Below are 19,382 nucleotides of genomic sequence, written 5' to 3' on the forward strand. Positions count from 1 at the left end.
CGGTTCACCACACGACTGGCGTCGCGCAGGCTCGAACGCGCCCTGCCGAGGGCAGGGCGAACGCGAGCTCGGCCCCCGGCGGGGATGCCGAGGGCCGGTGGAGGCGGGAGCTCTGCCCCCGGCGGAGGCCGGCGGGGCCGGGGAGTCGTCAGACCGCCGGAGGTACCTGCTCGCTCCAGCCGTTCGTGATCGGCAGCCGCCGGTCCTTCCCGAACCCCTTCGGGGAGATCTTCGTCCCCGGCGGGTACTGCCGCCGCTTGTACTCCGCCCGGTCCACCATCCGCAGCGTCTTCGCCACCAGCTCGGCGTCGAACCCGGCCGCGACGATCTCGTCCGCCCCCCGGTCCCGGTCCACGTACAGCTCCAGGATCGCGTCCAGCACCGGGTAGTCCGGCAGCGAGTCCGTGTCGACCTGCCCCGGCCGCAGCTCCGCACTCGGCGGCTTCGTGATCGAGTTCTCCGGAATCGGCGGCGTCTGCCCCCGCTCCGCCGCCGCCCGGTTCCGCCACTCGGCCAGCCGGAACACCGACGTCTTGTACACGTCCTTGATGGGCCCGTACGCCCCCACCGAGTCCCCGTACAACGTCGAATAGCCCACCGCCAGCTCCGACTTGTTGCCCGGCGCCAGCACGATGTGACCCTCCTGGTTGGAGATCGCCATCAGCAGCGTGCCCCGCAGCCGCGACTGCAGGTTCTCCTCGGCCAGCCCGGTCAGCCCCAGCGCCCCCATGTACGCGTCGAACATCGGCTCGATCGCAACGGTGCGATAGTTCAGGCCGGTCCGCCGCGCCAGCTCCGCCGCGTCGTCCTTGGAGTGCTCGGAGGAGTACTTCGACGGCATGGACACGCCGTACACGTTCTCCGCGCCCACCGCGTCGCACGCGATCGCCGCGACCAGCGACGAGTCGATGCCCCCGGACAACCCGATCAGCACCGAACGGAACCCGTTCTTCGCGACGTACGCCCGAAGCCCCACGACCAGCGCGGAGTACACCTCTTCGGCGTCGTCGAGCCGCTCCGCGTACCCCCCGGTCCGCTCCGGCTCGTACGCCGGCACCGGCTCCTGCGACAGCACGACCCGGTCGATCCGCAGCCCGTCGTCCACGACCCCCGTCGGCGCGTCCGCCACCGGGACGGCCGCCGGCAGCTCCAGATCCACCACCACGCACGCCTCGGCGAACTGCGGCGCCCGCGCGACGACCTCACCACCCGCGTCCACGACGATCGAGTCCCCGTCGAAGACGAGCTCGTCCTGCCCGCCCATCATCGCGAGGTACGCCGTCGTGCACCCGGCCTCCTGTGCCCGCTTGCGCACCAGCTCCAGACGGGTGTCGTCCTTGTCCCGCTCGTACGGCGAGGCGTTGATCGACAGCAGCAGCCCGGCCTGCGCGGACCGCGCCGCGGGAACCCGCCCCCCGTCCTGCCACAGGTCCTCACAGATGGCGAGGGCGACATCCACGCCCCGCACCCGCACCACCGGCATGGTGTCCCCGGGCACGAAGTACCGGAACTCGTCGAAGACGCCGTAGTTCGGCAGGTGGTGCTTGGCGAAGCTCAGCACCACCTCGCCGCCGTACAGCACGGCGGCGGCGTTCCGCGGCGCGCCCGCCGGCTGCCCGTACTTCGGCTGGGCGGTGGCGCTGCGGTCGAGGTAGCCGACGACCACCGGCAGCTGCCCGAAGCCCTCCTCGGCGAGCCGCGCGGCAAGCGACCGCAGGGCGGCGCGGGAGGCCTCCACGAAGGACGACCTGAGGGCCAGGTCCTCGACGGGGTACCCGGTGAGCGCCATCTCCGGGAACGCCACGAGGTGCGCTCCCTGCTCGGCGGAGTGCCGGGTCCAGCGGACAATCGTTTCCGCGTTGCCGGCGAGGTCACCGACGCGCGTGTCGATCTGATTCAGGGCGAGGCGAAGTTGAGGCACGCGCCCAGTGTAATCGTCAAAGCGACGCGATGTGGAAGAGCGGGCGGCAGATCACACGGCCGCGCACCCACCCGCGGCTCACCGAGCGCGAGCGCCCCGCTCCCGGAGCATCCCGGCCATCAGCTCGATCTCCGACCGCTGCCCCTCCACCATCGTCCGGGCGAGCCGCTTCTCCACCCCGACCTCGCACTTGCTGAGGCACCCCTCGGCCATGTGCACGCCACCCTTGTGGTGGTCGGTCATCAGCCGCAGATAGAAGACCTCGGCCTGCTTGCCGTTCAGCTCGCCGAGCCGCTTCATCTCGGCGTTCGTCGCCATCCCCGGCATCAGCGCCCCGTCAGGGTCCTCGCCGGAGGAGCCCCGGCCGCCCATGCCCATCCAGGTCATCGGCGGATCGGCCGACACCTTCGGCAGCTCCCACAGGTCCAGCCACCCCAGCAGCATGCCCCGCTGGTTGGCCTGCGTCTGCGCGATGTCGTACGCGAGCCGCCGGACCTCCTCGTCCTTCGTCCGGTCCCGCACGATGTACGACATCTCGACGGCCTGCTGATGATGCACGGCCATGTCCCGGGCGAACCCGGCGTCGGCGGACCCGGCGGAAGGGGTGCCGCCGGACTCCTCGCCCCCGGCGACGGCGGCGTAACTGATCGCGCCACCGGCGACCAGCACGACCACCGCGCTCGCCGCGATCAACCCGGACTGCCTCATGAAGCCGGGCTGCCTCACTGAGCCAGCCCGTTGGTGCAGGCCGCCCCCGGCTCGGGCGTCTGCTGCCCCTGCACGAACTTCTCGAGGAACGCGTCGACCGCCGGGTCCTCGGCACCGGTCACCGTCCGCTGGTGCCCCCACGCGGTCAGCATGATCGGGTCCTTCTGACCGTCGACCGGGCTCATCAGCGTGTACGGCGTCTTCTTCACCTTCGCCGCGAGCGCGTCGACGTCCGCCTTGTCGGCCTGGGAGTTGTACGTCACCCACACCGCGCCGTGCTCCAGCGAGTGGACGGCGTTGGTGTTGTTGATCTCCTTGGTGTACACGTCCCCGTTGCAGTTCATCCAGACCGGGTTGTGGTCACCGCCGACCGGGGGTGTCACCGGGTAGCTGACCGACTTGGTGACGTGGTTGCGGGCCAGCGTGCCCTCCCACTTCTTCACGCCGTCCTTGCCGGTGACGAAGCGACCGGAGTTCTTGGAGTCGCTCGCGGCGCTGTCGGAGTCGTCCGACTGGGACCGCACGAGGAACACCCCGCCGACCACGAGACCGGCGACGACCACCACGCTCGCGCCGATGGTGAGGATCCGCCCGCGCCGCTCGCGGGCCTGCTCTGCGCGCCGCATCTCCTCTATGCGTGCCTTGCGTGCCGCGCTGCTCTTCTTGGCGGAGCCCATGGGTGTGCCCTTCGGGTGAGGGGTGGGACGATCGGGTGAGCTGATCGTAATGGGGAAGGTGAGACCAGTCGTAGGGGCGCAGAAATTTGAACCCCGGATGCGCATTACCTACGCTGCCCGGTATGCGGCTGCTGCGCTCCACCGACCTGGCCCTGCGCCTGCTGATGCGCCTCGCCGCGACCACGGACCCGAACCCCACGACCCGTGACATCGCGGCGGCGATGGACGTGCCCTACACCCACGCCGCGAAGGTCGTCGCCGAACTCCAGCACAGGGGCCTGCTCACCGCCCGCCGGGGCAGGGGCGGCGGACTCGCGCTCACCGAGCGGGGCCGCACGGCGTCCGTGGGCGCCGTGGTCCGCGCCTTCGAGGGCGAGGGCGACGTCGTCGACTGCGAGGGCACGACCACCACCGCCCCCTGCCCCCTGAACTCCGCCTGCCGCCTGCGCGGAGCCCTCCGCAACGCCCAGGAGGCCTTCTTCGCCGCCCTGGACCCCCTCACCCTCGAAGACCTGATCAGCACCCCTACGGGCCCGCTCCTGCTGACCATCTCGCGAACGCACACCGCGACGGGAAGCAGCTGACGCCGGCCGACGCCCGCGGGCAGCAGCAAGGGCGACGACCCGTGGCCGTCGCCCCTGGTGAACCCGCGAGGCCTTGCGCGGACCCCGTGCCTACAGCACCGGCAGGTTCTTCCGCAGCTCGAACGCCGTGACCTCCGAGCGGTACTCCTCCCACTCCTGGCGCTTGTTCCGGAGGAAGAAGTCGAAGACGTGTTCGCCGAGGGTCTCGGCGACCAGGTCGCTGCGTTCCATCAGGGTCAGGGCCTCGCCGAGGTTCTGCGGCAGCGGCTCGATGCCGAGCGCGCGGCGTTCCGCGTCGGAGAGGGCCCAGACGTCGTCCTCGGCGCCCGGCGGGAGTTCGTAGCCCTCCTCGATGCCCTTCAGGCCGGCGGCCAGGAGGACGGCGTAGGCCAGGTACGGGTTGGCGCCGGAGTCCAGGGAGCGGACCTCCACCCGGGCCGAGCCCGTCTTGCCGGGCTTGTACATCGGCACCCGGACCAGCGCCGAGCGGTTGTTGTGGCCCCAGCAGATGTACGAGGGGGCCTCGCCGCCCGCGCCCGCCGTGCGCTCCGTGCCGCCCCAGATGCGCTTGTAGGAGTTGACCCACTGGTTGGTGACCGCCGAGATCTCCGCCGCGTGCCGCAGCAGGCCCGCGATGAAGGAACGGCCGACCTTGGAGAGCTGGTACTCGGCGCCCGACTCGTAGAACGCGTTCCGGTCGCCCTCGAAGAGGGAGAGGTGCGTGTGCATGCCCGAGCCCGGGTGCTCGGAGAACGGTTTCGGCATGAACGTCGCCTGCACGCCCTGCTCCAGCGCCACCTGCTTCATCACCAGGCGGAACGTCATGATGTTGTCGGCCGTGGACAGCGCGTCCGCGTAGCGCAGGTCGATCTCCTGCTGGCCCGGCGCGCCCTCGTGGTGGGAGAACTCCACCGAGATGCCCATCGACTCCAGCATGGTGATCGCCTGGCGGCGGAAGTCCATGCCGACGTTCTGCGGGGTGTGGTCGAAGTAGCCGGAGTTGTCGGCCGGGGTCGGGCGGCTGCCGTCGACCGGCTTGTTCTTCAGCAGGAAGAACTCGATCTCCGGGTGGGTGTAGAAGGTGAAGCCCAGGTCGGAGGTGCGGGCGAGGGCGCGCTTGAGGACGTAGCGCGGGTCGGCGAAGGACGGGGAGCCGTCCGGCATCAGGATGTCGCAGAACATCCGGGCCGTGCCGGGGGCCTCGGCGCGCCACGGCAGGATCTGGAACGTCGAGGGGTCCGGCTTGGCGATCATGTCGGACTCGTACACCCGGGCGAAGCCCTCGATGGCGGAGCCGTCGAAGCCGATGCCCTCGTCGAACGCCTGCTCCAGCTCGGCCGGGGCCACGGCCACGGACTTCAGGAAGCCCAGCACGTCCGTGAACCACAGGCGTACGAACCGGATGTCGCGCTCCTCCAAGGTCCGGAGCACGAACTCCTGCTGCTTGTCCATCTTCCGCTTCCCCATCCTTGCCGGTCAGGCCGCCTGTTCTCCCGGGCCACGGGAGGCGGTCGGGCACTCGGGTCATCCCACCACACCAGCATTACGTGTGCGTTGCCGACCGCCCTGTCGCCCATCTTGCCCGTTCATGGCGGCATCCGTAACAGCCGGGTCCGCAACCCGGCCCTCCGCGTCGATCAACCACCCCGCGTTAATTGGAATCTTTGATGCAAGTTTTAATGGGGGCGCAAGCAGCCGAGCAAGTCCGGCGCAGCCGGCTTGTCCAGCCAGAGGAGACCCGATGCTGTCCGAGCAGTCCGCTGCCGTCGTGCGTGCCACGCTTCCCGCCGTCGGCGCGTCCCTGGGGGAGATCACCGAACGGTTCTACGCCGGGATGTTCGCCGCCCGCCCCGAGTTGCTGCGCGACCTGTTCAACCGCGGCAACCAGGCCGCCGGCACCCAGCGCCAGGCCCTCGCGGGATCCATCGCCGCCTTCGCGACCCACCTGCTGGACCACCCCGACCGGCGGCCGGACGCGATGCTCCAGCGCATCGCCCACAAGCACGCCTCCCTCGGCATCGCCCCGGAGCAGTACCAGATCGTCCACGAGCACCTCTTCGCCGCCATCGCGGACGTGCTGGGCGAGGCGGTGACACCGGAGGTCGCGGCCGCCTGGGACGAGGTCTACTGGCTGATGGCGAACGCCCTCGTCGCCATCGAGAAGCGGCTCTACGAGGAGCGCGGCGGGCGGAACTGGCGGACCTGGGAGGTCGTCGAGCGTGTCACCGAGACCGCCGACGTGGTGACCTTCCGGCTCCGCCCGGCCGACGGCGGTCCGGTGCGGGACTTCCGCGCCGGCCAGTACGTCTCCGTCCGGGTCGCTCTCGCCGACGGAGCGCGGCAGATACGGCAGTACAGCCTCTCCGGCGCGCCCGGGCCGGACGAACGGCAGTTCAGCGTCAAGCGGGTGCACGGCGGCTCCGCGCCCGAGGGCGAGGTCTCGCACCACCTGCACGCGTGCGTGCGGGCCGGCGACCTGCTCGAGCTGTCCGAGCCGTACGGCGACCTGGTGCTCGACGCCGACGCCGGCACGCCGCTGCTGCTCGCCTCCGCCGGGATCGGGGTGACCCCGATGACCGCGATGCTGGCGCATCTCGCCGAGAGCGGGCACCGCGCGCCGGTGACCGTCGTGCACGGCGACCGCTCCCCGGCCGATCACGCCCTGCGCACCGACCACGAGGCGTACGCGGCGAAGCTGCCGGACAGCGCCGTGCACTTCTGGTACGAGCAGGACGCCCCGGCCGGTGCGCACACCGGGTACGTCGACCTGGCGCACGTGCCGGTCCCCTCCGGCACGCGGGCGTACCTGTGCGGTCCGCTGCCGTTCATGCGGGCGGTGCGGGAGCAGTTGATCGGCAAGGGGGTCGCGCCGGCCGACATCCACTACGAGGTGTTCGGCCCGGACCTGTGGCTGGCCCAGCAGGCCTGACACGCATCCGTCGATGCGGCGGGGGGCCCAACGCCCCCCGCCGTTCCGGAAGTTGACATTCCACAACTGCGCGGAGCGTTGCCAGCCCCTCCCCGTTCACTCTACTGTCGCCGCCAGAAAGCGCTTTCCCCGGGACTGTCATGCGCACGACATGAAGGTGGTCAGGACATTCCACGACGTTCAAGGACGAAAGACGAGGCAGCGATGAGAAGAAAAGTCGCCCTGCGACTCTCCGCCGCACTGGCCACGGGAGCGCTTGCTGCCGTGGCGGGTGTGACCCTGTCGGCGCCCACCGCGTCCGCGGCGGCCGCCGGCCCCACCGGCTACGCGACCCAGAACGGCGGCACCACCGGCGGTGCGGGCGGGCAGACCGTGCGGGCCACCACGGGAACCCAGATCCACCAGGCCCTGTGCGGCCGGGCCAGCAGCAGCACCCCGATCACGATTCAGGTCGAGGGCACGATCAACCACGGCAACACCACCCAGGTGTCCGGCGGCAGCTGCAGCACCGCCGCCGACAAGATCGAGCTCAAGCAGATCAGCAACGTCACCCTCGTCGGCGTCGGCAGCGGAGCCGTCTTCGACCAACTGGGCATCCACATCCGCGAGTCGAGCAACATCATCATCCAGAACGTGACCGTCAGGAACGTCAAGAAGTCCGGCTCGCCCACCTCCAACGGCGGTGACGCCATCGGCATGGAGAGCGACGTCCGCAACGTCTGGGTCGACCACGTCACCTTGGAGGCGTCGGGCGGCGAGTCGGAGGGCTACGACGGCCTGTTCGACATGAAGGACAACACCCAGTACGTGACCCTGTCCTACAGCCGCCTGCGCAACTCCGGCCGAGGCGGCCTCATCGGCTCCAGCGAGAGCGACGTCTCCAACGGCTTCGTCACCTTCCACCACAACCTCTACGAGAACATCGACTCGCGAGCGCCCCTGCTGCGCGGCGGCATCGCCCACATCTACAACAACCACTACGTGAGCCTGAACGAGTCCGGCATCAACTCCCGCGCCGGCGCCCGCGCCAAGGTGGACAACAACTACTTCGAGGACTCCAAGGACGTCCTCGGCACCTTCTACACCGACGCGGCCGGCTACTGGCAGGTCAGCGGCAACATCTTCGACAACGTGACGTGGTCCGAGCCGGGCGAGGACAACAACCCGGCGGGCCCGAACCCCACGTCGAACACGTCCGTCGGCATTCCGTACGCGTACACCCTCGACGCCGCCGACTGTGTGCCGGGCATCGTGAGCCAGACGGCCGGCGCCGACAAGGGCCTGCGCGTCTCGGACGGCAACTGCACCGCGCAGACGCCGTCGCCCACCCCGACCCCGACCGACCCGACCCCGACGCCCACCGACCCCACGCCGACGCCGACGACCCCGCCCGCCGGGACCAACCTCAGCATCGGCGCCGGTGCCGACGGCACCAGCAAGGCCGCCGGCACGAGCTACGGCAACGTGCGCGACGGCAACATGAACACCTACTGGTCACCGTCCGGCTCGACCGGCTCCGTCTCGGTGAAGTGGGGCACCGCCACCACCGTCTCCAAGATCAACATTCGGGAGGCGGCGGGCACCGAGGGGACGATCCGATCCTGGCGGGTCCTCAACGGCGACACCGGTGCCGTGCTGGCCTCCGGCAGCGGCGCGGGCGTCATCGGCTTCCCGCAGACGTCCCTGAAGAAGGTCACCTTCGAGATCACGAGCGCCGGCGGGACGCCGAAGGTCGCCGAGTTCGAGACCTACGCCGGCTAGCCACGGCACAGGACAGCCCGGCCGGGGGCCGCCGCACTTTCTGCGGACGGCCCCCGGACCCCCCACTTCCGTTCATCCGGCCGCGGGCCCGAACCACCGCGGCAGCCGGTCGAGCAGACTCCGCTGGTCGTCGCCGGCCCAGACGATGTGGCCGTCCGGGCGCAGCAGGACCGCTGGTGCGTCGAGGTCCTCGCCGACGTCGCCGACGTGGTCGACGCGGTCCGTCCAGCCGTCGAGCGAGAGCCGGCCGGTCCGGTCCAGCAGCAGGCCGCGGCCGGTGTGCATCAGACCGTAGAGGCGGCCTCGCCCGAGGGGGATGTCGCGCTGGCGGCGGCCGAGGAGTTCGCCGTCCCCGCCGACGTCGTAGCGGATGTCCAGTGCGGTGATCTTCTCGATCAGGTGGCGGTTCACCTCGTCGAAGTCCATCAGCTCCGTGAGCAGGCGGCGTACCGCCCGGGGGCCCGGCTCGGTGGACACGAGCAGCGACATCGCGCGGGTGGTGTCCAGCACGGCGGCGGCCACCGGGTGGCGTTCGGACTCGTAGGTGTCCAGGAGCCCGGGCGGGGCCCAGCCGTGTACCTCGGCGGCCAGTTTCCAGCCCAGGTTGAAGGCGTCCTGGACGCCGAGGTTGAGTCCCTGGCCGCCGAGCGGCGGATGGATGTGCGCCGCGTCGCCGGCCAGCAGTACCCGGTCGACCCGGTAGCGCTCGGCCTGCCGGGTCGCGTCGCCGAAGCGGGACAGCCAGCGCGGGGAGTGCACGCCGAAGTCGGTGCCCGCGGTCGCCCGCAGCTGCCGCCTGACGTCCTCCAGGGTGGGTGCGGTCGCGCGGTCCTCGCTCACCCCGGCCGCCGGGACGACGACGCGGTACACGCCGTCGCCGAGGGGGCCCAGACCGAAGCGTTGCTGGGTCCTGCGCACCTCGGCGACGACGGCCGTCACCGTCTCCTGCGGTACGGCCACCTCCATCTCGCCGATCAGCGTCTCGTTCCTGCTGGGCTCGCCGGGGAAGCCCACGCCGAGCAGCCTGCGCACCGTGCTGCGGCCGCCGTCGCAGCCGACCAGGTAGCGGGAGCGCAGCCGGGTGCCGTCCGCCAGCTCGGCGGTCACGCCGTCCGCGTCCTGGCTCAGACCGGTCAGCTCGCAGCCGCGCCGTATGTCGGCGCCGAGCCCGGCGGCGTGCTCCTCCAGCAGGCGGTCGGTGATCGTCTGCGGGATGCCGAGGACGTAGCCGTGCGCCGTGTCCAGGCGGTCGGGCCAGGGCTTGTCGATGCCGGCGAAGAAGCCGCCGACCCGGTACTGCTTGCCGTGCGCGAGGAACCGCTCCAGCAGGCCGCGCTGGTCCATGATCTCGATGCTGCGCACGTGCAGCCCGAGCGAGCGGACCACCGGCGTGGGTTCGGTGGCCTTGTCCAGGACGACCACGTGCACGCCGTGCAGGCGCAGCTCGGCGGCGAGCATCAGGCCGGTCGGGCCGGCACCGGTGATGATGACGTCGAACACGGCATTCCCCCATGTTTCAGCGCAGAGTGACGCAGACTGTGGCGTCGGCCGGTCATTCTGCGCGACGGAGGGGGCCTTGCCGCAAGGCCCCCTCCGCGCTGTACGTTGAGAGTGGCGAGGAGTCCGTGACTCCTTGCCTTTGTCATGTGAGCCGTCATTCCGGCGGCTTGCGTCAGGCGTTGCGTGCCGCCAGGGCCGCCAGGAGCTTGTGCAGGGGCTCGGTGGCGCGGCGGCGGTACTCCTGGACCGCCCAGCCATTGCCGTCCGGGTCCTTGAAGTGCATGAACGTCGCGCCGTCGTCCGGGGCGTACTGGACCGGCTCGGAGATCTCCAGGCCACGCGCGGTCAGGTCCGCGTGGGCCGCCTTGATGTCGGCGACGCACAGCTGGAGGCCCTGGTAGGAGCCGGGGGCCGGGGTGGGGCCGGGGGTCATCTCCCAGATGCTGTCGCCCAGCGCGATCGAGCAGCCGGAACCGGGCGGCGTCAGCTGGACGATGCGCATGCCCGGCATGACCTCCTGGTCGATGTCCACGTGAAAGCCGACCTTGTCCCGGTAGAAGTCCCTGGCCCGGTCGATGTCACTGACGGGGAGCGGGATCACTTCGAGGGTCATGTCCATGTGCGCGACTCCTTCGTCGACGTCAGGCGAACCGCCACCTCGTCTGGCTGAACGGCTCTCCCTTACCGAAGCCGAAAACCTGGCGGGGCGCCACCGAAAACACCACCGCGTGTCCCGGGCCGTGGTGGAAGTGCCCGTCCCGCACCTCGAAGTGCCAGAAGCTGCCGTACTTCGCCTCCCACGCGGCGGCCAGCTCGCGCAGCCGGGCGTCGTCCGCGACGCGCACCGCCTCGCCCTCCACCACCAGGTCGTAGCCCTTGTTCCAGGTGCTGGTGCCGGTCGTCAGCACGACGTGCGGGTTCGCCGCCAGATTGCGGGCCTTGCGCTCGTCCGGGCCCGTGCAGAAGTGCAGCGCGCCCTGCGACCAGACGGCCGGGAGCGGGGTCACATGGGGGCGGCCGTCCGGGCGGACCGTGGAGATCCAGAAGAGTTCCGCCTCGGCGAGGAGTGCTTCCGCCCGCGCCCAGGGGACCGCGGTCGCCGTCGGGTCGCTGTAGCGGGAGTCCAGGTGCGTCTCGGGTGTGGTCGTGTCGGTCATCGCGTGCCTCCAAGGTCCGGGTCGGCGTGCGGGTCGGGTCCAGGTGTTCAGACCGTGCACCGCGGGCGGACTCATCGCACGCCGTCCCGGGGCCGGTCAGCGGCGGCTTGGTTAGGCTCAGGGCAGTACGAGCCTGATCCGAGGCAGCGAGGGAGGCCGGGATGACGTCGGCGCCGGGGCGCAGGAGCAGTACCTTCACTCGGCTGCTGCGGCACGGCTTCACCGACCCCTCCGCCGCCGAGCGGCTGCTGGACGGGCCCGAGCTGGCGGCCGTCCGGAGCGATCCCGTGCTGCTGGCCGCGCTCGGCGCCACCGCTGACCCCGATCTGGCGCTGCTCGGCCTGGTGCGGCTGCTGGAGGCGCAGCCCGGACCGACCGACCGGCAGGAGCTGCTGGACACCGTGATCGCGGCGAAGCCGCTGCGGGACCGGCTGCTGGGGGTGCTCGGTGCCTCGGCCGCCCTCGGCGACCATCTCGCCCGGCATGCCGGTGACTGGCGGGCGCTCGTCACGTACGAGCCGAGCGACCTGCACCCCGGCATCGAGGAGTTCGAGCGGGGGCTGGCGGGCGCCACCGACCCCGTGTCGCTGCGGGTCGCCTACCGGCGCTGTCTGCTGTCCATCGCCGCGCGGGACGTCTGCGGCACCACCGAGGTCGCCGAGACCGCCGCCGAGCTCGCCGACCTCGCCACGGCCACGCTGCGGGCGGCTCTCGCCCTCGCCGAGGCCGACGCGCCGGGGGATGCCGGGCTGTGCCGGCTGGCGGTGATCGCCATGGGGAAGTGCGGCGGGCATGAACTGAACTACGTGTCGGACGTCGACGTGGTGTTCGTCGGCGAGCCCGTGGAGGGGGCCGACGAGGGAAAGGCGCTGCGGGCCGCCACCCGGCTCGCCTCGCACATGATGAGGATCTGCTCCGAGACCACCGTCGAGGGCACGATCTGGCCCGTCGACGCGAATCTGCGGCCCGAGGGGCGCAACGGGCCGCTGGTGCGCACCCTGGCGTCCCACCTCGCCTACTACCAGCGCTGGGCCAAGACCTGGGAGTTCCAGGCGCTGCTCAAGGCCCGTCCCGTCGCCGGTGATCTCGCGCTCGGGCAGGAGTACGTCGACGCGCTCCAGCCGCTGGTGTGGCAGGCCGCCGAGCGGGAGAACTTCGTCGGCGACGTGCAGAAGATGCGGCGCCGGGTCGTCGAGAACATCCCCGCGGCGGAGGTCGACCGGCAGCTGAAGCTGGGGCCCGGGGGACTGCGGGACGTCGAGTTCGCCGTGCAGCTGTTGCAGCTGGTGCACGGACGGTCCGACGCGTCGCTGCGGAGCGGGACGACACTCGACGCGTTGAAGGCGCTGGCGTCCGGCGGGTACGTGGGGCGGGCCGATGCCGCGCAGCTGGACGAGGCGTACCGGTTTCTGCGGTCGATGGAGCACCGGATCCAGCTGTACCGGCTGCGGCGGACCCATCTCGTGCCCGAGGACGAGGCCGATCTGCGGCGGCTCGGGCGGTCCCTCGGGTTGCGGACGGACCCGGTGGCGAGTCTGCACCGTGAGTGGCGGCGGCATGCGTCCGTGGTGCGGCGGCTGCACGAGAAGCTGTTCTACCGGCCGCTGCTCGATGCCGTCGCCGCGCTCGCGCCCGGTGAGGCGCGGCTCAGTGCGGAGGCGGCGCGTGAGCGGCTGGTCGCCCTGGGATACGCCGATCCCGCGGCCGCGCTGCGGCATCTGGAGGCGCTGGCGTCCGGGGTGACGCGCAAGGCGGCGATCCAGCGGACCTTGCTGCCGGTGCTGCTGGGGTGGTTCGCGGACTCGGCCGATCCGGATGCGGGGCTGCTGAACTTCCGGAAGGTGTCCGACGCGCTGGGGAAGACGCCCTGGTACCTGCGGCTGCTGCGGGACGAGGGGGCGGCGGCGGAGAATCTGGCCCGGGTGCTGTCGGCCGGGCGGCTCGCGCCCGATCTGCTGATGCGGGCCCCCGAGGCGGTCGCCCTGCTGGGGGACGGGGACGGCGGGGGGCTTCGGCCTCGGCCGCGGGCCCATCTGGAGCAGGAGATCCTCGCGGCCGTGGGGCGGGCCGACGACGCGGTTCAAGGGGTCACCGCCGCTCGTGGGGTGCGGCGGCGTGAGCTGTTCCGTACGGCCGCCACGGACATCGTCGGATCGTACGGGACGGAGTCCCAGCCTGCTGAGGCCGATGCGGGGGCGCTGGTCGAACTGGTGGGGGGAGCGGTGTCCGATCTGACGGCCGCGACGCTCGCCGGGACGTTGCGGGCCGTGGTGCGGGAAGGGTGGGGGGACACGCTGCCCACGCGGTTCGCGATCATCGGCATGGGGCGGTTCGGGGGCCATGAGCTGGGCTACGGGTCCGATGCCGATGTGCTGTTCGTGCATGAGCCGCGCGACGGCGTGGACGAGGGGGAGGCGGCCAGGGCCGCGAACAAGGTCGTCGCCGAGATGCGGCGGCTGTTGCAGCTTCCCAGTGCCGATCCGCCGCTGCTCGTCGATGCCGATCTGCGGCCGGAGGGGAAGTCCGGGCCGCTGGTGCGGACGTTGAAATCGTACGAGGCGTACTACCGGCGGTGGGCGCTGGTGTGGGAGCGGCATGCGCTGCTGCGGGCCGAGTATGTCGCGGGCGACGAGGATCTCGGGCGCAGGTTCGTCGAGATGGTCGATCCGCTGCGGTACCCGGAGGGCGGGCTGGGGGAGGAGGCCGTGCGGGAGATCCGGCGGCTCAAGGCCCGGATGGAGTCCGAGCGGCTGCCGCGGGGGGCCGATCCCAAGCTGCACGCGAAGCTCGGGCCGGGTGGGCTGTCGGACGTGGAGTGGACCGTGCAGCTGGTGCAGCTGCGGCACGGGGCGCGGGTGGAGGGGCTGCGGACGACGCGTACGCGGGAGGCGCTGGCGGCTGCGGCCGCGGCTGGGCTCGTGTCCGAGGACGACGCCGGGGTTCTCGACGAGGCGTGGGTGCTGGCCACGCGGGTGCGGAACGCGGTGATGCTGGTGCGGGGGCGGGCGGGGGACACGTTTCCCACGGATCCGCGGGAGCTGGCGGCCGTGGGGCGGTATCTGGGGTACGGGCCTGGGCGGGCCGGGGACATGCTCGATGCGTACCGGCGTACGGCGCGGCGGGCTCGGGGGGTCGTCGAGGAGCTGTTCTACGCCGATTGAATTGTTCGGCCTGGGCTGAGGTCACCGCGCCTTGCGCGGTCCGTGGGTCGCGGGCCGCGGTGGTACGGCACGGCCCGCCGCAGTCGCGCCCCTCCCTGTGGTGGCAGGTGGGCCTGCGTGGGGACCGGCTAAGCGGCGGGCCGCGCCGTACCACCACGTCCCGCTCCGGTCGTCTCGCGGCTGCGGGGCTCGACTCGTCTGGGGAGGCGGTGGGGCAGCGTGCCGTACCAGAGGGTGGCGAGTGCGTAACCGACGGCCAGGCAGAGGATGCCGCCCACCGCGTCCAGCCAGAAGTGGTTGGCCGTTGCCACGATCACTATCAGGGTCAGCGCCGGGTAGAGCAGGCCGAGCACTTTGACCCAGGGGACGGTGGCCAGGGCGAAGATCGTCAGGCCGCACCAGACCGACCAGCCGATGTGCATCGAGGGCATCGCGGCGTACTGGTTGGACATGTTCTTCAGGTCGCCGGAGGCCATCGAGCCCCAGGTCTCGTGGACCATCACGGTGTCGATGAAGGTGTTGCCGTTCATCAGACGGGGCGGGGCCAAGGGGTAGAGGTAGTAGCCGATCAGGGCGACCGCCGTGGTGGAGAACAGGACCAGGCGGGTCGCCGCGTAGCGGCCGGGGTGGCTGCGGTAGAGCCACACGAGGACACCCAGGGTCACCACGAAGTGCAGGGTGGCGTAGTAGTAGTTCATGCCGACGATGAGCCAAGTCACCGAGTTCACGGCGTGATTGACCGACTCCTCGACGGCGATGCCCAGGTGGTGCTCCAGCTGCCAGATCCAGTCGGCGTTGCTCAGGGCCTCGGCCCGCTGCTCGGGGACGGCGTTGCGGATGAGGGAGTACGTCCAGTAACTCACCGCGATCAGCAGGATCTCGAACCACAGGCGTGGCCTGCGGGGAGTGCGCCTCGGCCTGGGTGATGCGTCCGTGACGGGGTGCGGAACGGCCTTCTGCCGGCCCTCCAGCGTTGTCACGGTCGTGTCACCCATAGGCACAGAGTCTGCCAGAAAGACCCTCCCCCTCAGATCATCCTCTGGTCGGGTCCGACCCGCATGTTCTGCTCGGGGCGGCTCCGCCTCAGGGACGATTCGCGGTGGGGGCCGAGGCGGTCGAACCACGTACGACGAGCTCTGGCATGAACACGAACTCGCTGTGCGGGGCGGGGGTTCCGCCGATCTCCTCGAGGAGGGTGCGGACCGCGGCCTGGCCCATCGCCGGGACCGGCTTGCGGATGGTGGTGAGGGGCGGGTCGGTGAAGGCGATCAGGGGGGAGTCGTCGAAGCCGACGACGGAGATGTCGTCGGGGACTTCGAGGTTCCGTTGGCGGGCCGCTCGTATCGCGCCCAGGGCCATCATGTCGCTGGCGCAGACGATGGCCGTGCAGCTGCGTTCGATCAGGGCCGTGGCGGCTGCCTGGCCGCCCTCCAGGGTGTAGAGGGAGTGCTGGATCAGCTCGGTCTCGATGGTGTCGGTGGACAGGCCCAGTTGGTCCTGCATCGTGCGGACGAAGCCCTCGATCTTGCGCTGCACGGGGACGAAGCGCTTGGGGCCGAGGGCCAGGCCGATGCGGGTGTGGCCCAGGGAGGCGAGGTGGGTCACCGCGAGGGCCATGGCCGCGCGGTCGTCGGGGGAGATGAAGGGGGCCTGGACCTTGGGGGAGAAGCCGTCGACCAGGACGAAGGGGACGCCCTGCGCGCGGAGGCGTTCGTAGCGCTGCATGTCGGCCGTCGTGTCGGCGTGCAGGCCGGAGACGTAGATGATGCCGGCGACGCCGCGGTCCACGAGCATCTCGGTGAGCTCGTCCTCGGTGGAGCCGCCCGGGGTCTGGGTGGCCAGGACGGGGGTGTAGCCCTGGCGGGTCAGGGCCTGGCCGATGACCTGGGCCAGGGCCGGGAAGATGGGGTTCTCCAGCTCCGGGGTGATCAGGCCCACCAGGCCCTCGCTGCGCTGGCGCAGCCGTACCGGGCGCTCGTAGCCCAGGACGTCCAGGGCGGCGAGCACGGACTGGCGGGTGGTGGCGGCGACGCCCGGCTTGCCGTTGAGGACGCGGCTGACGGTCGCCTCGCTCACCCCCGCCTGAGCAGCGATATCGGCAAGCCGTGTGGTCACAGGACTGGACTGTAGCTGGCGTGTCTCCCCTTGCACACCGAACGGACGCCTGGTGCGCGCCGTCGAACGGCCCGCTGCGGGCTGCTGGGTCATCGCGGTCCCTCATGTGGTGGTCGGCGTCCGTTCCGCAACGGATGATTCCCCCGACGGCAACGGATGGCAAGTGCTTGCAGAGTCTTGCACAACTGTCCGACGGCCTGTTGGGAAGCGGAAAATCCCGGTCGCGGAGTGGTCGAGGAGAGGTCACGGCGGGATAACTCTCGCGCCGCCTTGCAAAAGTTTTCAGCAAGGTCTTTCGAATCGCTTACATCGCTGTTACGTTCACCATCGCCCGACGGCCGCAACGGCGCAGTCGGCAAGTCGGCGGGAGCGGCAGACGGGGCCGCCACCTGCGGGCCCTGTCGTCCCATCCCCGCCCTCCGGGCGGACGGCGGGGATGGGACGACAGGGCCCACCCACTCGGGCTTTCACCCTCAAGGAGAACTCATGCGGCGTGGCATAGCGGCCACCGCGCTGGTGGCGTCCCTCGCCCTCGCGGCGACGGCCTGCGGCGGAGACGGCGACAGCGGTGACAAGGCCGGCGGGCCGGTCACCATCACTTGGTGGGACACCTCCAACGCGACCAACGAGGCGCCGACGTACCAGGCCCTGGTCAAGGAGTTCGAGGCCGCCAACAAGGACATCAAGGTCAACTACGTCAACGTCCCCTTCGACCAGGCGCAGAACAAGTTCGACACCGCCGCCGGTTCCAAGGGTGCCCCCGACGTGCTGCGCTCCGAGGTCGGCTGGACCCCCGCCTTCGCCAAGAAGGGCTTCTTCCTGCCGCTGGACGGCACCGAGGCCCTCAAGGAGCAGGACAAGTTCAAGTCCAACCTGCTCGAGCAGGCCAAGTACGAGGGCAAGACCTACGGCGTTCCGTTCACCACGGACACCCTCGCGCTGGTCTACAACAAGGAGCTCTTCGAGAAGGCCGGCGTCGAGGCCCCCAAGACCTGGGACGAGCTGAAGAAGGCCGCCGCCACCATCAAGGAGAAGACCGGCGTCGACGGCTACTGGGGCTCCACCCAGGCCTACTACGCGCAGTCGTTCCTCTACGGCGAGGGCACCGACACCGTCGACGTCGACGCCAAGAAGATCACCGTCAAGTCGCCCGAGGCCAAGAAGGCGTACGGCACCTGGCTGAGCCTGTTCAAGGGCAAGGGCCTGCACAAGGCCGACACCACCGCCGACGCCTACGCCCACATCCAGGACGCGTTCGTCAACGGCAAGGTCGCCGCGATCATCCAGGGCCCGTGGGAGATCACCAACTTCTACAAGGGCTCGGCGTTCAAGGACAAGAACAACCTCGGCATCGCCACCGTCCCGGCCGGCTCCGCCGGCAAGGCGGGCGCCCCGACCGGCGGCCACAACCTGTCGGTCTACGCCGGTTCCACCGAGGACAAGCAGCAGGCCGCGCTGAAGTTCGTGAACTTCATGACCTCGGCCAAGGCGCAGGAGACCATCGCGCTGAAGAACTCCACGCTGCCCACGCGTGACGACGCCTACACCGACCAGGTCAAGGCCGACCCGGGCATCGCGGGCTACCAGACGGTCCTCTCCGCCGCCCAGCCGCGCCCGGCGCTGCCCGAGTACAGCTCGCTGTGGGGTCCGCTCGACGACGAGCTGCCGCAGATCGCCGGTGGCAAGGACTCCCTGGACAAGGGCCTGAGCGACGCGGAGATCGCGATCGCCAAGCTGGTGCCGGACTTCAGCAAGTGACGCCCGGGTGGCCGCCGGACCCCGTCCAGGAGGGGAGGGTCCGGCGGCCACCGGCCGTGCCGTACTCCTTGATCATCCAGAAGGTGCCGAACCATGACAGTCGCCATCGACCGTGCGACCGGCAAGCGCCGCGGTGACCGCGCGCCCCGGCCCGGCCCGGTCAGCCGCATGAAGCGGGGATTCGCCAAGCACTGGTACGCCTACGCCATGATCGCGCCCGTGGCCGTCGTGCTCGGCGTCCTCGTGCTGTATCCCCTGGCGTACGGCTTCTATCTGACGCTCACCGACGCGGACAGCCTCAACTCGGCCCGCACCATCGGCGTCAACGAGATCGAGGCCACCTACAAGTTCATCGGCCTGGACAACTACGCCGACATCCTGTGGGGCGAGACGGCCTACGACCGCTTCTGGTCGCACTTCGTCTGGACGATCGTGTGGACGGCGGCCTGCGTCGCCCTGCACTACGGCATCGGGCTGGGCCTCGCGCTGCTGCTCAACCAGAAGCTGCGCGGGCGCACCCTGTACCGGCTGGTCCTCATCCTGCCGTGGGCCGTGCCGACCTTCGTCACCGTCTTCGGCTGGCGTTTCATGCTCGCCGACGCCGGCATCATCAACTCCGGCCTGGACGCGCTCGGACTGCCGACGCCGCTGTGGCTGGAGGACACCTTCTGGCAGCGGTTCGCCGCGATCATGGTCAACACCTGGTGCGGTGTGCCGTTCATGATGGTCTCGCTGCTCGGCGGACTGCAGTCGATCGACACCACGCTGTACGAGGCGGCCGAGATGGACGGTGCCACCGCCTGGCAGCGGTTCCGGCACGTCACGCTGCCGGGACTGAGGTCGGTCAGCTCCACCGTGGTGCTGCTCGGCATCATCTGGACCTTCAACCAGTTCGCCATCATCTTCCTGCTGTTCGGCAACACCGCCCCGGAGGCGCAGATCCTCGTGACCTGGGCCTACCAGCTGGGCTTCGGACAGCAGCCGCGCGAGTTCGCCGAGTCGGCGGCCTACGGCATGCTGCTGCTGGCCATCCTGGTCGTCTTCACCTCCTTCTACCGCCGCTGGCTGAACCGCAATGAGCAGCAGCTCGCGATCTGAGGCAGGAGTCCCC

Annotated in this window: 15 protein-coding genes; 6 read left to right on the forward strand and 9 right to left on the reverse strand. The window is 70.6% G+C overall.

Annotation, left to right across the window (positions count from 1 at the left end; all coding sequences use genetic code 11):
* Positions 1–148: 148 nt before the first annotated feature.
* From AB0412_RS02045 to AB0412_RS02055, 3 genes are all read right to left on the reverse strand, one after another.
* On the reverse strand, positions 149–1,921 hold the full coding sequence (locus AB0412_RS02045; RefSeq protein WP_366400495.1) for an NAD+ synthase: 1,773 nt from the start codon (positions 1,919–1,921) through the stop codon (positions 149–151).
* Positions 1,922–1,999: 78 nt separating this feature from the next.
* Positions 2,000–2,629, reverse strand: a complete 630-nt coding sequence (locus tag AB0412_RS02050; protein ID WP_366400496.1) for a DUF305 domain-containing protein — start codon at positions 2,627–2,629, stop codon at positions 2,000–2,002.
* Positions 2,630–2,643: 14 nt separating this feature from the next.
* On the reverse strand, positions 2,644–3,306 hold the full coding sequence (locus tag AB0412_RS02055) for a DUF3105 domain-containing protein (protein ID WP_366400497.1): 663 nt from the start codon (positions 3,304–3,306) through the stop codon (positions 2,644–2,646).
* A gap of 122 nt (positions 3,307–3,428) precedes the next feature.
* Between AB0412_RS02055 and AB0412_RS02060 the strand changes: the two genes are divergently transcribed.
* Positions 3,429–3,890 carry an Rrf2 family transcriptional regulator gene (locus AB0412_RS02060; protein WP_366400498.1) on the forward strand — a complete coding sequence of 154 codons (462 nt, stop codon included), beginning with the start codon at positions 3,429–3,431 and terminating at the stop codon, positions 3,888–3,890.
* Positions 3,891–3,980: 90 nt separating this feature from the next.
* Here the strand turns inward: AB0412_RS02060 and glnA are convergent, their stop codons facing one another.
* Positions 3,981–5,342, reverse strand: a complete 1,362-nt coding sequence (glnA, locus tag AB0412_RS02065; protein ID WP_366400499.1) for a type I glutamate--ammonia ligase — start codon at positions 5,340–5,342, stop codon at positions 3,981–3,983.
* A 289-nt stretch (positions 5,343–5,631) separates the two neighbouring features.
* Between glnA and AB0412_RS02070 the strand changes: the two genes are divergently transcribed.
* Together AB0412_RS02070 and AB0412_RS02075 are read left to right on the forward strand one after the other, a co-directional pair.
* The gene (locus AB0412_RS02070; protein ID WP_366400500.1) at positions 5,632–6,819 is read left to right on the forward strand and encodes a globin domain-containing protein; all 1,188 of its coding nucleotides are present in this window, start codon (positions 5,632–5,634) and stop codon (positions 6,817–6,819) included.
* A 204-nt stretch (positions 6,820–7,023) separates the two neighbouring features.
* A complete protein-coding gene (locus tag AB0412_RS02075; RefSeq protein ID WP_366400501.1) occupies positions 7,024–8,580 on the forward strand; it encodes a pectate lyase in 1,557 nt (518 codons plus the stop codon).
* 72 nt (positions 8,581–8,652) lie between these two features.
* Here the strand turns inward: AB0412_RS02075 and rox are convergent, their stop codons facing one another.
* The 3 genes from rox to AB0412_RS02090 all read right to left on the reverse strand — a co-directional run bounded on the left by rox (position 8,653) and on the right by AB0412_RS02090 (position 11,237).
* Entirely contained in the window at positions 8,653–10,080 is a 1,428-nt protein-coding gene (gene rox, locus AB0412_RS02080; protein ID WP_366400502.1) for a rifampin monooxygenase, read from the reverse strand.
* Between the two features lie 172 nt (positions 10,081–10,252).
* Positions 10,253–10,699, reverse strand: a complete 447-nt coding sequence (locus AB0412_RS02085) for a VOC family protein (protein ID WP_366400503.1) — start codon at positions 10,697–10,699, stop codon at positions 10,253–10,255.
* A gap of 22 nt (positions 10,700–10,721) precedes the next feature.
* Complete coding sequence (locus AB0412_RS02090; RefSeq protein ID WP_366400504.1) at positions 10,722–11,237, reverse strand: pyridoxamine 5'-phosphate oxidase family protein; 516 nt, start codon at positions 11,235–11,237, stop codon at positions 10,722–10,724.
* A 161-nt stretch (positions 11,238–11,398) separates the two neighbouring features.
* On the opposite strand from AB0412_RS02090, the gene AB0412_RS02095 reads away from it, so the two are divergent.
* Positions 11,399–14,398: a bifunctional [glutamine synthetase] adenylyltransferase/[glutamine synthetase]-adenylyl-L-tyrosine phosphorylase gene (locus AB0412_RS02095; protein WP_366400505.1), complete on the forward strand. Its 3,000-nt coding sequence runs from the start codon at positions 11,399–11,401 to the stop codon at positions 14,396–14,398.
* A 128-nt stretch (positions 14,399–14,526) separates the two neighbouring features.
* On the opposite strand, the gene AB0412_RS02100 is transcribed toward AB0412_RS02095, so the two are convergent.
* Positions 14,527–15,393 (reverse strand): phosphatase PAP2 family protein, encoded by an 867-nt coding sequence (locus tag AB0412_RS02100; RefSeq protein ID WP_366400506.1) that lies wholly within the window; start codon positions 15,391–15,393, stop codon positions 14,527–14,529.
* Between the two features lie 88 nt (positions 15,394–15,481).
* Positions 15,482–16,513 (reverse strand): LacI family DNA-binding transcriptional regulator, encoded by a 1,032-nt coding sequence (locus AB0412_RS02105; RefSeq protein ID WP_366400507.1) that lies wholly within the window; start codon positions 16,511–16,513, stop codon positions 15,482–15,484.
* A gap of 486 nt (positions 16,514–16,999) precedes the next feature.
* Here AB0412_RS02105 and AB0412_RS02110 point away from each other — a divergent pair, with 486 nt between their 5' ends.
* Positions 17,000–18,271, forward strand: a complete 1,272-nt coding sequence (locus AB0412_RS02110) for an extracellular solute-binding protein (protein WP_366400508.1) — start codon at positions 17,000–17,002, stop codon at positions 18,269–18,271.
* 93 nt (positions 18,272–18,364) lie between these two features.
* Positions 18,365–19,369, forward strand: a complete 1,005-nt coding sequence (locus tag AB0412_RS02115) for a sugar ABC transporter permease (protein ID WP_366400509.1) — start codon at positions 18,365–18,367, stop codon at positions 19,367–19,369.
* Positions 19,370–19,382: the final 13 nt, after the last annotated feature.

The organism is Streptomyces sp. NPDC052012, from assembly GCF_040689265.1.
In the GTDB taxonomy this organism is placed as follows: domain Bacteria; phylum Actinomycetota; class Actinomycetes; order Streptomycetales; family Streptomycetaceae; genus Streptomyces.

Coding starts and splice junctions, on each gene's coding strand:
- AB0412_RS02075 (WP_366400501.1), top strand. CDS start 7,024: ATGAGAAGAAAAGTCGCCCTGCGACTCTCCGCCGCACTGGCCACGGGA.
- AB0412_RS02115 (WP_366400509.1), top strand. CDS start 18,365: ATGACAGTCGCCATCGACCGTGCGACCGGCAAGCGCCGCGGTGACCGC.
- AB0412_RS02050 (WP_366400496.1), bottom strand. CDS start 2,629: ATGAGGCAGTCCGGGTTGATCGCGGCGAGCGCGGTGGTCGTGCTGGTC.
- AB0412_RS02110 (WP_366400508.1), top strand. CDS start 17,000: ATGCGGCGTGGCATAGCGGCCACCGCGCTGGTGGCGTCCCTCGCCCTC.
- AB0412_RS02090 (WP_366400504.1), bottom strand. CDS start 11,237: ATGACCGACACGACCACACCCGAGACGCACCTGGACTCCCGCTACAGC.
- AB0412_RS02055 (WP_366400497.1), bottom strand. CDS start 3,306: ATGGGCTCCGCCAAGAAGAGCAGCGCGGCACGCAAGGCACGCATAGAG.
- AB0412_RS02085 (WP_366400503.1), bottom strand. CDS start 10,699: ATGGACATGACCCTCGAAGTGATCCCGCTCCCCGTCAGTGACATCGAC.
- glnA (WP_366400499.1), bottom strand. CDS start 5,342: ATGGACAAGCAGCAGGAGTTCGTGCTCCGGACCTTGGAGGAGCGCGAC.
- AB0412_RS02095 (WP_366400505.1), top strand. CDS start 11,399: ATGACGTCGGCGCCGGGGCGCAGGAGCAGTACCTTCACTCGGCTGCTG.
- AB0412_RS02100 (WP_366400506.1), bottom strand. CDS start 15,393: ATGGGTGACACGACCGTGACAACGCTGGAGGGCCGGCAGAAGGCCGTT.
- AB0412_RS02060 (WP_366400498.1), top strand. CDS start 3,429: ATGCGGCTGCTGCGCTCCACCGACCTGGCCCTGCGCCTGCTGATGCGC.
- AB0412_RS02070 (WP_366400500.1), top strand. CDS start 5,632: ATGCTGTCCGAGCAGTCCGCTGCCGTCGTGCGTGCCACGCTTCCCGCC.